The 14,172-nt window shown below is 55.5% G+C and carries 7 protein-coding genes and 1 pseudogene; all 8 read left to right on the forward strand.

The window, feature by feature from the left end; all coding sequences use genetic code 11:
- Window positions 1–123 precede the first annotated feature (123 nt).
- The 8 genes and pseudogenes from rpoB to rplC all read left to right on the forward strand — a co-directional run bounded on the left by rpoB (window position 124) and on the right by rplC (window position 14,169).
- Window positions 124–4,198: pseudogene (rpoB, locus tag ACZ89E_RS25995) on the forward strand (DNA-directed RNA polymerase subunit beta).
- 64 nt (window positions 4,199–4,262) lie between these two features.
- The gene (gene rpoC, locus ACZ89E_RS26000; protein WP_149662055.1) at window positions 4,263–8,462 is read left to right on the forward strand and encodes a DNA-directed RNA polymerase subunit beta'; all 4,200 of its coding nucleotides are present in this window, start codon (window positions 4,263–4,265) and stop codon (window positions 8,460–8,462) included.
- Between the two features lie 216 nt (window positions 8,463–8,678).
- Window positions 8,679–9,050, forward strand: a complete 372-nt coding sequence (gene rpsL, locus ACZ89E_RS26005; RefSeq protein WP_002555494.1) for a 30S ribosomal protein S12 — start codon at window positions 8,679–8,681, stop codon at window positions 9,048–9,050.
- A gap of 118 nt (window positions 9,051–9,168) precedes the next feature.
- On the forward strand, window positions 9,169–9,639 hold the full coding sequence (gene rpsG / locus ACZ89E_RS26010) for a 30S ribosomal protein S7 (protein ID WP_002555493.1): 471 nt from the start codon (window positions 9,169–9,171) through the stop codon (window positions 9,637–9,639).
- Window positions 9,640–9,669: 30 nt separating this feature from the next.
- The gene (gene fusA / locus ACZ89E_RS26015; RefSeq protein ID WP_064680057.1) at window positions 9,670–11,775 is read left to right on the forward strand and encodes an elongation factor G; all 2,106 of its coding nucleotides are present in this window, start codon (window positions 9,670–9,672) and stop codon (window positions 11,773–11,775) included.
- 31 nt (window positions 11,776–11,806) lie between these two features.
- Window positions 11,807–13,000: an elongation factor Tu gene (gene tuf / locus ACZ89E_RS26020; RefSeq protein ID WP_008145495.1), complete on the forward strand. Its 1,194-nt coding sequence runs from the start codon at window positions 11,807–11,809 to the stop codon at window positions 12,998–13,000.
- 141 nt (window positions 13,001–13,141) lie between these two features.
- Window positions 13,142–13,453 (forward strand): 30S ribosomal protein S10, encoded by a 312-nt coding sequence (gene rpsJ, locus ACZ89E_RS26025; RefSeq protein ID WP_003186070.1) that lies wholly within the window; start codon window positions 13,142–13,144, stop codon window positions 13,451–13,453.
- Between the two features lie 80 nt (window positions 13,454–13,533).
- A complete protein-coding gene (gene rplC / locus ACZ89E_RS26030; RefSeq protein WP_003186059.1) occupies window positions 13,534–14,169 on the forward strand; it encodes a 50S ribosomal protein L3 in 636 nt (211 codons plus the stop codon).
- The last annotated feature ends 3 nt before the right edge of the window (window positions 14,170–14,172 follow it).

The following is a 14,172-nucleotide window of genomic DNA, read 5'->3' on the forward strand; positions in this document are numbered from 1 at the left end:
TCGGTGCTGGTAACGAGCTGTAACCACCCGATGTGGTGGAGCAAACCATGGGGTTTGCACGATTTTCTGGCTGCTCCCGTCGGGAGGGGCCAAACAAGCAGGTGACCAAGCTGGGGAACGCTGATGGCTTACTCATATACTGAGAAAAAACGTATCCGCAAGGACTTTAGCAAGTTGCCGGACGTCATGGATGTGCCGTACCTCCTGGCCATCCAGCTGGATTCGTATCGTGAATTCTTGCAAGCGGGAGCGACTAAAGATCAGTTCCGCGACGTGGGCCTGCATGCGGCCTTCAAATCCGTTTTCCCGATCATCAGCTACTCCGGCAATGCTGCGCTGGAGTACGTCGGTTATCGCCTGGGCGAACCGGCATTTGATGTCAAAGAATGCGTATTGCGCGGTGTAACTTACGCCGTACCGTTGCGGGTAAAAGTGCGCCTGATCATTTTCGACAAAGAATCGTCGAACAAAGCGATCAAGGACATCAAAGAGCAAGAAGTCTACATGGGTGAAATCCCCCTGATGACTGAGAACGGTACCTTCGTAATCAACGGTACCGAGCGTGTAATCGTTTCCCAGCTGCACCGTTCCCCGGGCGTGTTCTTCGACCACGACCGTGGCAAGACGCACAGCTCCGGTAAACTGCTGTACTCCGCGCGCATCATCCACTTACCGCGGTTCGTGGTTGGACTTCGAGTTCGATCCGAAAGACTGCGTATTCGTGCGTATTGACCGTCGTCGCAAGCTGCCTGCATCGGTATTGCTGCGCGCGCTCGGCTATACCACTGAAGAAGTGCTGGACGCGTTCTACACCACCAACGTCTTCCACGTGCAAGGTGAAAACCTCAGCCTGGAACTGGTGCCTCATCGCCTGCGCGGTGAAATTGCTGTCCTGGATATCCTGGATGACAAAGGCAAGGTTATTGTCGAGCAAGGTCGTCGTATTACTGCTCGCCACATCAACCAGCTGGAAAAGGCAGGGATCAAAGAGCTGCAAGTGCCTCTGGACTACGTCCTGGGCCGCACTACAGCCAAGGTCATCGTGCATCCGGCAACCGGCGAAATCCTTGCAGAGTGCAACACCGAGCTGAACACCGAGATCCTGGCGAAAATCGCCAAGTCCCAGGTTGTTCGCATCGAAACTCTGTACACCAACGATATCGACTGCGGTCCGTTCGTCTCCGACACTCTGAAGATCGACTCCACCAGCAACCAATTGGAAGCGCTGGTCGAGATCTATCGCATGATGCGTCCAGGCGAGCCGCCAACCAAAGACGCTGCCGAGACTCTGTTCAACAACCTGTTCTTCAGCCCTGAGCGCTATGATCTGTCTGCGGTCGGCCGGATGAAGTTCAACCGTCGTATCGGTCGTACCGAGATCGAAGGTTCGGGCGTGTTGTGCAAGGAAGACATCGTTGCGGTCCTGAAGACTCTGGTCGACATCCGTAACGGTAAAGGCATCGTCGATGACATCGACCACCTGGGTAACCGTCGTGTTCGCTGCGTAGGCGAAATGGCTGAAAACCAGTTCCGCGTTGGCCTGGTACGTGTTGAGCGTGCGGTCAAAGAGCGTCTGTCGATGGCTGAAAGCGAAGGCCTGATGCCGCAAGACCTGATCAACGCCAAGCCAGTGGCTGCGGCGGTGAAAGAGTTCTTCGGTTCCAGCCAGCTGTCCCAGTTCATGGACCAGAACAACCCGCTGTCCGAGATCACCCACAAGCGTCGTGTGTCTGCACTCGGCCCTGGCGGCTTGACTCGTGAGCGTGCTGGCTTTGAAGTTCGTGACGTACACCCGACTCACTACGGTCGTGTATGCCCGATTGAAACGCCGGAAGGTCCGAACATCGGTCTGATCAACTCCCTGGCTGCCTATGCGCGCACCAACCAGTACGGCTTCCTCGAGAGCCCGTACCGCGTGGTGAAAGACGCTTTGGTCACCGACGAGATCGTTTTCCTGTCCGCCATCGAAGAAGCTGATCACGTGATCGCCCAGGCTTCGGCCACGATGAACGACAAGAAAATGCTGATCGACGAACTGGTAGCTGTTCGTCACTTGAACGAGTTCACCGTCAAGGCGCCGGAAGACGTCACCTTGATGGACGTTTCGCCGAAGCAGGTTGTTTCGGTTGCAGCGTCGCTGATCCCGTTCCTCGAGCACGATGACGCCAACCGTGCGTTGATGGGTTCGAACATGCAGCGTCAAGCTGTACCAACCCTGCGCGCTGACAAGCCGCTGGTCGGTACCGGCATGGAGCGTAACGTAGCTCGTGACTCCGGCGTTTGCGTCGTGGCTCGTCGTGGCGGCGTGATCGATTCCGTTGATGCCAGCCGTATCGTGGTTCGTGTTGCTGATGATGAAGTTGAAACCGGTGAAGCTGGTGTTGACATCTACAACCTCACCAAATACACCCGTTCCAACCAGAACACCTGCATCAACCAGCGTCCGCTGGTGCGTAAAGGTGATCGGGTTCAGCGTAGCGACATCATGGCCGACGGTCCGTCCACCGACATGGGTGAACTGGCGCTGGGTCAGAACATGCGCATCGCGTTCATGGCCTGGAACGGTTACAACTTCGAAGACTCCATCTGCCTGTCGGAACGAGTTGTTCAAGAAGATCGCTTCACCACGATCCACATTCAGGAACTGACCTGTGTGGCACGTGACACCAAGCTTGGGCCAGAGGAAATCACTGCCGACATCCCGAACGTGGGTGAAGCTGCTCTGAACAAGCTGGACGAAGCCGGTATCGTTTACGTAGGTGCTGAAGTTGGCGCAGGCGACATTCTGGTTGGTAAGGTCACTCCGAAAGGCGAGACCCAACTGACTCCGGAAGAGAAGCTGTTGCGTGCCATCTTCGGTGAAAAAGCCAGCGACGTTAAAGACACCTCCCTGCGTGTGCCTACCGGCACCAAGGGTACCGTCATCGACGTACAGGTCTTCACTCGTGACGGCGTAGAGCGTGATGCTCGTGCACTGTCGATCGAGAAGACTCAACTCGACGAGATCCGCAAGGACCTGAACGAAGAGTTCCGTATCGTTGAAGGCGCAACTTTCGAACGTCTGCGTTCCGCTCTGGTCGGCCACAAAGCCGAAGGCGGCGCCGGCCTGAAGAAAGGTCAGGACATCACCGACGAAGTACTCGACGGTCTTGAGCATGGTCAGTGGTTCAAACTGCGCATGACTGAAGATGCTCTGAACGAGCAACTCGAGAAGGCCCAGGCCTACATCGTTGATCGTCGCCGTCTGCTGGACGACAAGTTCGAAGACAAGAAGCGCAAACTGCAGCAGGGCGATGACCTGGCTCCAGGCGTGCTGAAAATCGTCAAGGTTTACCTGGCAATCCGTCGTCGCATCCAGCCGGGCGACAAGATGGCCGGTCGTCACGGTAACAAAGGTGTGGTCTCCGTGATCATGCCGGTTGAAGACATGCCGCACGATGCCAATGGCACCCCGGTCGACGTCGTCCTCAACCCGTTGGGCGTACCTTCGCGTATGAACGTTGGTCAGATCCTTGAAACTCACCTCGGCCTCGCGGCTAAAGGTCTGGGCGAGAAGATCAACCGGATGATCGAAGAACAGCGCAAAGTCGCTGAACTTCGTAAATTCCTCGACGAGATCTACAACCAGATCGGCGGTCGTAACGAAGATCTGGATAGCTTCTCCGACCAGGAAATCCTGGATCTGGCGAAGAACCTGCGTGGCGGCGTTCCAATGGCCACTCCAGTGTTCGACGGTGCCAAGGAAAGCGAAATCAAGGCCATGCTGAAACTGGCAGACCTGCCAGAAAGCGGCCAGATGCAGCTGACCGACGGCCGTACCGGCAACAAGTTCGAGCGCCCGGTTACTGTTGGCTACATGTACATGCTGAAGCTGAACCACTTGGTAGACGACAAGATGCACGCTCGTTCTACCGGTTCGTACAGCCTGGTTACCCAGCAGCCGCTGGGTGGTAAGGCACAGTTCGGTGGTCAGCGTTTCGGGGAGATGGAGGTCTGGGCACTGGAAGCATACGGTGCCGCTTACACTCTGCAAGAAATGCTCACAGTGAAGTCGGACGATGTGAACGGCCGTACCAAGATGTACAAAAACATCGTGGATGGCGATCACCGTATGGAGCCGGGCATGCCCGAGTCTTTCAACGTGTTGATCAAGGAAATTCGTTCCCTCGGCATCGATATCGATCTGGAAACCGAATAACACGTGACGCGAATCGAGAGCGGGGCAGGATTGCCCGCTCTCTGCTCCGCCAGGAGGAAAGGCCTTGAAAGACCTACTGAATTTGCTGAAAAACCAGGGTCAAGTCGAAGAGTTCGACGCCATCCGTATTGGATTGGCATCGCCTGAGATGATCCGTTCGTGGTCGTTCGGTGAAGTTAAAAAGCCGGAAACCATCAACTACCGTACGTTCAAACCTGAGCGTGACGGCCTGTTCTGCGCCAAGATCTTTGGCCCGGTAAAGGATTACGAGTGCCTGTGCGGTAAGTACAAGCGCTTGAAGCACCGTGGTGTGATCTGCGAGAAGTGCGGCGTTGAAGTCGCGCTGGCTAAAGTTCGTCGTGAGCGCATGGCGCACATCGAACTGGCTTCGCCGGTTGCCCACATCTGGTTCCTGAAATCGCTGCCGTCGCGTATCGGCTTGCTGATGGACATGACCCTGCGTGATATCGAACGCGTTCTCTATTTCGAGAGCTATGTCGTTATCGACCCGGGTATGACCACCCTTGAAAAAGGTCAGCTGCTGAACGACGAGCAGTACTTCGAAGCGCTGGAAGAGTTCGGCGACGATTTCGATGCCCGCATGGGTGCCGAAGCTGTCCGTGAACTGTTGCACGCTATCGACCTGGAGCACGAGATTGGCCGTCTGCGCGAAGAAATTCCGCAAACCAACTCCGAAACCAAGATCAAGAAGCTGTCCAAGCGTCTGAAGTTGATGGAAGCCTTCCAGGGTTCCGGCAACCTTCCAGAATGGATGGTGCTGACCGTTCTGCCGGTTCTGCCGCCAGATCTGCGTCCACTGGTCCCGCTGGATGGTGGTCGCTTCGCGACTTCCGACCTCAACGATCTGTATCGTCGAGTGATCAACCGTAACAACCGCTTGAAGCGTCTGCTCGATCTGTCCGCTCCGGACATCATCGTGCGCAACGAAAAGCGTATGTTGCAGGAAGCCGTCGATGCACTGCTCGACAACGGTCGTCGTGGCCGCGCTATCACCGGTTCCAACAAGCGTCCTCTGAAATCCCTGGCTGACATGATCAAGGGTAAACAAGGTCGTTTCCGTCAGAACTTGCTCGGTAAGCGTGTTGACTACTCCGGTCGTTCGGTAATTACCGTAGGTCCGACCCTGCGTCTGCACCAGTGCGGTCTGCCGAAGAAGATGGCTCTCGAGCTGTTCAAGCCGTTCATTTTCGGCAAGCTGGAAATGCGTGGTCTCGCTACCACCATCAAAGCTGCCAAGAAGATGGTCGAGCGCGAGCTGCCGGAAGTTTGGGACGTTCTCGCTGAAGTAATCCGCGAACACCCGGTTCTCCTCAACCGTGCACCGACCCTTCACCGTCTGGGTATCCAGGCGTTTGAACCGGTACTGATCGAAGGTAAGGCTATCCAGCTGCACCCGTTGGTCTGTGCTGCGTACAACGCCGACTTCGACGGCGACCAAATGGCCGTGCACGTACCGCTGACACTGGAAGCCCAGTTGGAAGCGCGTGCGTTGATGATGTCGACCAACAACATTCTGTCGCCAGCCAACGGTGAGCCAATCATCGTTCCGTCGCAGGACGTTGTATTGGGTCTGTACTACATGACTCGTGAAGCGATCAACGCCAAAGGCGAAGGTCGTGTGTTCGCGGATCTGCAGGAAGTTGACCGTGTGTTCCGTGCTGGCGAAGCCGCACTGCACGCTAAAGTCAAAGTGCGGATCCACGAAACCGTCAACGATCGCGATGGTGGCAGCGTCAAGAACACCCGTATCGTCGACACCACTGTCGGCCGTGCGCTGTTGTTCCAGGTTGTTCCGCCTGGCCTGTCGTACGACGTCGTCAACCAGCCGATGAAGAAAAAAGCGATCTCCAAGCTGATCAACCAGTGCTACCGCGTGGTTGGTTTGAAAGAGACCGTGATCTTCGCTGACCAGTTGATGTACACCGGTTTTGCCTATTCGACCATTTCCGGCGTTTCCATCGGTGTTAACGACTTCGTTATCCCGGATGAAAAAGCCCGCATCATCAATGCTGCTACTGATGAAGTGAAAGAGATCGAAAGTCAGTACGCCTCCGGCCTGGTAACCCAGGGCGAGAAGTACAACAAAGTGATCGACCTTTGGTCCAAGGCGAACGACGAAGTTTCCAAGGCGATGATGGCCAACCTCTCGAAAGAGAAAGTCATCGACCGTCATGGCGTCGAAGTCGACCAAGAGTCCTTCAACTCGATGTACATGATGGCCGACTCGGGCGCACGGGGTTCTGCTGCGCAGATCCGTCAGCTCGCCGGTATGCGTGGCCTGATGGCCAAGCCGGACGGTTCCATCATCGAAACGCCGATTACTGCGAACTTCCGTGAAGGTTTGAGCGTACTTCAGTACTTCATCTCCACTCACGGTGCTCGTAAAGGTTTGGCGGATACCGCGTTGAAAACTGCGAACTCCGGTTACCTGACTCGTCGTCTGGTAGACGTGGCGCAGGATCTGGTTGTGACCGAGATCGATTGCGGCACCGAGCATGGCCTGGTAATGACTCCGCACATTGAAGGCGGTGACGTTGTTGAGCCGCTGGGTGAGCGCGTATTGGGTCGTGTCATTGCCCGTGACGTGTTCAAGCCAGGTAGCGAAGAAATCATCGTTCCTGCCGGCACGCTGGTAGACGAGAAGTGGGTCGAGTTCATCGAGCTGAACAGCATCGACGAAGTGATCGTGCGTTCGCCGATCAGCTGCGAAACCCGCTACGGCATTTGCGCCAAGTGCTACGGCCGTGACTTGGCTCGTGGTCACCAGGTGAACATCGGTGAAGCGGTCGGCGTTATCGCTGCCCAGTCCATCGGTGAGCCGGGTACTCAGCTGACCATGCGTACGTTCCACATCGGTGGTGCGGCAAGCCGGACCTCCGCAGCTGACAGCGTTCAGGTGAAGAATGGCGGTACCGTCCGTCTGCACAACCTGAAGCACGTTGAGCGAGTGGATGGTTGCCTGGTTGCTGTGTCCCGTTCCGGTGAGCTGGCAATCGCTGATGACTTCGGTCGTGAGCGCGAGCGTTACAAGCTGCCGTACGGTGCTGTGATTTCGGTTAAAGAAGGTGACAAGGTCGACGCTGGCGCAATCGTGGCCAAGTGGGATCCGCACACTCACCCAATCGTTACCGAAATGAAAGGTACCGTGACCTACGTGGGCATGGAAGAAGGCATCACGATCAAGCGTCAGACTGACGAATTGACCGGTATGACCAACATTGAAGTACTCGACGCCAAAGACCGTCCAGCTGCCGGTAAAGACATCCGTCCTGCCGTTAAGATGGTCGGTGTCGATGGCAAGGATCTGCTGCTGCCAGGTACCGACGTACCGGCTCAGTACTTCCTGCCGGCTAACGCCCTGGTCGGTGTAGCGGATGGTGTGCAGGTTGCGATCGGTGATGTTATCGCTCGTATCCCGCAAGAAACTTCGAAAACCCGCGACATCACCGGTGGTCTGCCGCGTGTTGCCGACTTGTTCGAAGCCCGTCGTCCGAAAGAAGCCTCGATTCTGGCTGAAGTCAGCGGCACCATCGCGTTCGGTAAAGAGACCAAAGGCAAGCGCCGTCTGGTTATCACCCCGAACGACGGTACCGATCCGTACGAAGAGCTGATTCCGAAGTGGCGTCACCTGAACGTCTTCGAAGGCGAACAGGTAAACCGCGGCGAAGTTATCTCCGACGGCCCGAGCGATCCACACGACATCCTGCGTCTGCTGGGTGTGAGTGCGCTGGCCAAGTACATCGTGAACGAGATCCAGGACGTTTATCGTCTGCAAGGCGTGAAGATCAACGATAAGCACATCGAGACCATCCTGCGTCAGATGCTGCGTAAAGTTGAAATCGCTGAATCCGGCGACTCGACTTTCATCAAGGGCGACCAGATGGAGTTGACTCACGTTCTGGTAGAGAACGAGCGTCTGGCTGGCGACGAGAAATTCGTTTCCAAGTTCACTCGCGTGCTGTTGGGTATCACCAAGGCGTCGTTGTCCACCGAATCGTTCATCTCGGCGGCTTCCTTCCAGGAAACCACTCGCGTACTGACCGAAGCGGCGGTAACCGGCAAGCGCGATTACCTGCGCGGCCTGAAAGAAAACGTAGTCGTGGGTCGTCTGATCCCGGCCGGTACCGGTCTGGCTTATCACAGCGAGCGTAAGCGCCGCCGTGATGCTGACAAACCGTTGCGCGTAAGCGCCAGTGAAGTGGAAGCTGCACTGACCGAAGCACTGAACTCGAGCGGTAACTGAGTTCTGCAGTAAATGAGTGTGGGGCCCCGGTCGTTCCGTTCATCGAATCGAGACAATTTGTCGAGGTTGGATGAGCGGGGAGGTCGGGGCCTTGCCTTGACTGGGGACAAGATCCTCTTTAGACTCTTGTACCCCTAAATTTGGCGGGAATTCGTTCCTGCCATTTTGCTTTTCTTGCAAGACAATAGCGTCGCAAGACAACAGTGGAGCTAGTAGATGGCAACTATCAACCAGCTGGTACGTCAGCCGCGTAAGCGTATCGTCGAGAAATCCGACGTGCCTGCGCTGCAGAACTGCCCGCAACGTCGTGGCGTATGCACTCGTGTGTATACCACCACGCCGAAAAAACCTAACTCGGCACTGCGTAAAGTATGCCGTGTGCGTCTGACCAACGGTTTCGAGGTTTCCTCGTACATCGGCGGTGAAGGCCACAACCTGCAAGAGCACAGCGTGGTACTGATCCGCGGCGGTCGTGTAAAAGACTTGCCAGGTGTTCGTTACCACACCGTGCGCGGTTCTTTGGATACTTCCGGCGTTAAAGGTCGTAACCAGGGTCGTTCGAAGTACGGTACCAAGAAGCCTAAGTAGTAGCGGCTTTTTGTAAAAACTGATTTTCTATTTTTCTGAGTCGATAAGAGTAAGGTCGGAGGCGTCCCGAAAGGGCACCGATTCCGAGCGAACCTGAAGACCGTTTGAGGGCTTATCCATGCCAAGAAGACGCGTAGCAGCCAAGCGCGAAGTGCTTGACGATCCAAAATACGGAAGCCAAATCCTGGCCAAGTTCATGAACCACGTTATGGAAAGCGGCAAGAAAGCCGTTGCCGAACGTATCGTTTATGGCGCGCTGGAAAAGGTTAAAGAACGCAAGAACAGCGATCCCCTGGAAATCTTCGAGAAAGCTCTCGACGCCATCGCTCCGCTGGTCGAAGTGAAGTCGCGCCGTGTAGGCGGTGCTACTTACCAGGTTCCGGTCGAAGTTCGTCCGTCCCGTCGTAACGCCCTGGCAATGCGCTGGTTGGTAGACTTCGCCCGCAAGCGCGGCGAGAAGTCTATGGCTCTGCGTTTGGCTGGCGAACTGTTGGACGCCGCTGAAGGTAAAGGTGCTGCAGTTAAGAAGCGTGAAGACGTGCACCGTATGGCTGAAGCCAACAAGGCTTTCTCGCACTACCGCTTCTAATTTTAGCGTCACTAATTTTGCGAGGGCTTTATGGCTCGTACTACACCGATTAACCGCTACCGTAACATTGGTATCGTTGCTCACGTGGATGCTGGTAAAACCACCACCACCGAGCGCGTCCTTTTTTACACTGGCAAAAGTCACAAAATGGGCGAGGTGCATGACGGCGCCGCGACCACAGACTGGATGGTGCAGGAGCAGGAGCGTGGTATTACCATTACTTCTGCTGCTATTACCGCCTTCTGGCAGGGTTCCGAGAAGCAGCACAAGGACCAATACCGTTTCAACGTCATCGACACCCCGGGTCACGTTGACTTCACTATTGAAGTTGAACGTTCCCTGCGTGTTCTCGACGGCGCGGTCGTTGTGTTCTGCGGTACCTCGGGTGTTGAGCCTCAGTCGGAAACCGTATGGCGTCAAGCCAACAAGTACGGCGTTCCACGTCTTGTTTACGTAAACAAGATGGACCGTGCTGGTGCGAACTTCCTGCGCGTGATCGGTCAGATCAAACAGCGTCTGGGTCACACTCCGGTGCCAATCCAGTTGGCTATCGGTTCCGAAGATAACTTCCAGGGTCAGATCGACCTGTTGGCCATGGAAGCTGTTTATTGGAATGATGCTGACAAAGGCATGGTTCCAGTTCGTAAGCCTATCCCTGCTGAACTGCAGGAACTGGCTGACGAGTGGCGCGGTAACATGGTTGAGGCTGCGGCCGAAGCCAGCGAAGAACTGATGAACAAGTACCTCGAAGGTGAAGAACTCACCAACGCGGAAATCAAGGCCGCTCTGCGTCAGCGTACTATCGCTGGTGAGATCGTTCTGGCTGTTTGCGGTTCTTCCTTCAAGAACAAGGGTGTTCCCCTGGTTCTCGACGCCGTTATCGACTACCTGCCTGCTCCAACCGACATTCCTGCCATCAAGGGTACTGACCCGGATGACGAGACCAAGGAAATGGAGCGTCACGCAGACGACAGCGAGCCGTTCTCGGCTCTGGCGTTCAAGATCGCTACCGACCCATTCGTGGGTACCTTGACCTTCGTTCGAGTTTACTCGGGCGTGTTGGCCTCCGGCGACGGCGTGATCAACTCGGTTAAAGGCAAGAAAGAGCGCGTGGGTCGTATGGTGCAAATGCACGCAAACGCCCGTGAAGAAATCAAGGAAGTGCGCGCTGGCGACATCGCGGCCTTGATCGGCATGAAGGACGTCACCACTGGTGAGACTTTGTGCAACGCTGACAAGCCAATCATCCTGGTTCGCATGGACTTCCCGGAGCCGGTTATTTCGGTTGCCGTAGAGCCTAAGACCAAGGACGACCAGGAAAAAATGGGTATCGCTCTGGGCAAACTTGCTCAGGAAGACCCGTCTTTCCGCGTCAAGACTGATGAAGAGACTGGTCAAACGATCATCTCCGGCATGGGCGAGTTGCACCTGGACATCCTGGTTGACCGGATGCGCCGTGAGTTCAACGTCGAAGCCAACATCGGTAAGCCTCAGGTTTCCTATCGTGAGCGCATCACGAAGAACTGTGAAATCGAAGGTAAGTTCGTTCGTCAATCCGGCGGTCGTGGCCAGTTCGGTCACTGCTGGATTCGCTTTGCTCCTGCTGACGAAGGTCAGGAAGGTCTGCAATTCGTGAACGAAGTAGTAGGTGGTGTGGTTCCTAAGGAATACATCCCGGCTATCCAGAAGGGTATCGAAGAGCAGATGAAGAACGGCGTTGTTGCCGGCTATCCGCTGATCGGCCTGAAGGCTACCGTGTTTGATGGTTCCTACCACGACGTCGACTCCAACGAGATGGCGTTTAAGGTGGCTGCTTCCATGGCGACCAAGCAACTGGCCCAGAAGGGTGGTGGTGAGTTGCTCGAGCCGATCATGGCGGTAGAGGTTGTTACGCCTGAAGACTATATGGGTGACGTGATGGGCGACCTTAACCGTCGTCGCGGCATGATCCTGGGTATGGAAGACACGGTTTCCGGCAAAGTGATTCGCGCCGAGGTTCCGTTGGGTGAGATGTTCGGTTACGCAACCGACGTTCGTTCCATGTCCCAAGGTCGCGCAAGCTACTCTATGGAATTCAAAAAATACAATACGGCTCCGTCGCACATCGTCGAAACCGTTACCAAAAAACAAGGCTGATTCAGCCCCTTTAGGCTAGGAGTTAATTGTCGTGGCTAAAGAAAAATTTGACCGTACCCTCCCGCACGTCAACGTTGGCACCATCGGTCACGTCGACCACGGTAAAACCACGCTGACCGCTGCTCTGACTCGCGTCTGCTCCGAAGTTTTCGGTTCCGCTGTTGTTGCTTTCGATAAAATCGACAGCGCTCCAGAAGAAAAGGCTCGTGGTATCACCATCAACACCGCGCACGTTGAATACAACTCGCTGATCCGTCACTACGCTCACGTTGACTGCCCAGGTCACGCTGACTATGTGAAGAACATGATCACCGGTGCTGCACAGATGGACGGCGCTATCCTGGTTTGCTCGGCCGCTGATGGTCCGATGCCACAAACCCGTGAGCACATCCTGCTGTCCCGTCAGGTAGGCGTTCCGTACATCGTTGTCTTCCTGAACAAGGCTGACATGGTTGACGACGCTGAGCTGCTGGAACTGGTTGAGATGGAAGTGCGCGACCTGCTGAGCACTTACGACTTCCCAGGTGACGACACTCCGATCATCATCGGTTCGGCTCTGATGGCTCTGAACGGCCAAGACGACAACGAAATGGGCACCACTGCCGTTCGTAAACTGGTTGAGACTCTGGACAGCTACATCCCAGATCCAGTCCGTGTTATCGACAAGCCGTTCCTGATGCCAATCGAAGACGTATTCTCGATCTCCGGTCGCGGTACTGTTGTAACTGGCCGTATCGAGCGCGGTATCGTCAAGGTTCAGGATCCACTGGAAATCGTTGGTCTGCGTGACACTACTGTCACCACCTGCACCGGTGTTGAAATGTTCCGTAAGCTGCTCGACGAAGGTCGTGCTGGCGAGAACTGCGGCGTGCTGCTGCGCGGCACCAAGCGTGACGACGTTGAGCGTGGCCAGGTTCTGGTCAAGCCAGGTTCGGTTAAGCCGCACACTACCTTCGAAGCTGAAGTGTACGTGTTGAGCAAAGAAGAAGGCGGTCGCCACACTCCGTTCTTCAAAGGCTACCGTCCACAGTTCTACTTCCGGACCACTGACGTGACCGGTAACTGCGAACTGCCGGAAGGCGTTGAAATGGTAATGCCAGGCGACAACATCAAAATGGTTGTCACCCTGATCAAAACCATCGCAATGGAAGATGGTCTGCGTTTCGCTATTCGTGAAGGCGGTCGTACCGTCGGCGCTGGCGTCGTAGCCAAAATCATCGCTTAATAAGTGATGACTTGAAAAAGCCCCCGCCTAGCGGGGGCTTTTTTATTGGGTTGACACTGTAGAAACCCGTCTATAGAATTGCGCCTCCTTTTAACGGGCGTATTGCGCTCGCTGGGAATAGCAGCCGGAGTCTGAAATCCAATGCAAAATCAGCAAATCCGTATCAGGTTGAAGGCTTTTGACCATCGCCTGATCGACCAATCCACCCAGGAAATCGTGGAAACCGCGAAACGTACTGGTGCTCAAGTGCGTGGTCCAATTCCACTGCCTACCCGTAAAGAGCGGTTCACCGTTCTGGTCTCCCCGCACGTCAACAAAGACGCGCGTGACCAGTACGAGATCCGTACTCATAAGCGCGTTCTGGACATCGTCCAGCCAACGGATAAAACCGTTGATGCTCTTATGAAGCTCGATCTTGCGGCCGGTGTGGAAGTGCAGATCAGCCTCGGCTAAGACTCGGTCTTAGTCGTGTAACGCTCTGAAATGGGCGGCCATAGCGGGTGAAAGCCCCGTACACTCATGAGGTTTACAACATGACTATTGGTGTAGTCGGTCGTAAATGCGGTATGACCCGTATTTTCACCGAAGAAGGTGTCTCCATTCCGGTCACGGTCATTGAGATCGAACCGAATCGCGTCACCCAGTTCAAAACTGAAGAGACCGATGGCTATCGTGCAGTGCAAGTCACTGTAGGCGAGCGTCGTGCTTCGCGTGTTACAGCTGCTCAAGCTGGCCACTTCGCTAAAGCGAACGTTGCCGCTGGTCGTACCGTAATGGAATTCCGTCTTGAAGAAGGCGAGTACCAGGCCGGCGATCTGATCAACGCTGAAATCTTCGCCGCTGGTCAACTGGTTGATGTAACCGGTCAGTCCAAGGGTAAAGGCTTCCAGGGTACGATCAAGCGTTGGAACTTCCGCGGGCAAGATAATACCCACGGTAACTCCGTGTCCCACCGCGTTCCAGGCTCTATCGGCCAGTGCCAGACTCCTGGTCGTGTATTCAAGGGCAAAAAAATGTCCGGTCATATGGGCGCTGAGCGCGTGACCGTGCAGTCCCTGGAAGTAGTGCGCGTGGACGCTGAACGCAATCTGTTGTTGGTCAAGGGTGCTGTTCCTGGCGCTACTGGCGGCAACTTGGTTGTACGTCCAGCAGCCAAGGCTCGCGGTTAAGGG

Source organism: Pseudomonas sp. TE3899 (assembly GCF_056279105.1).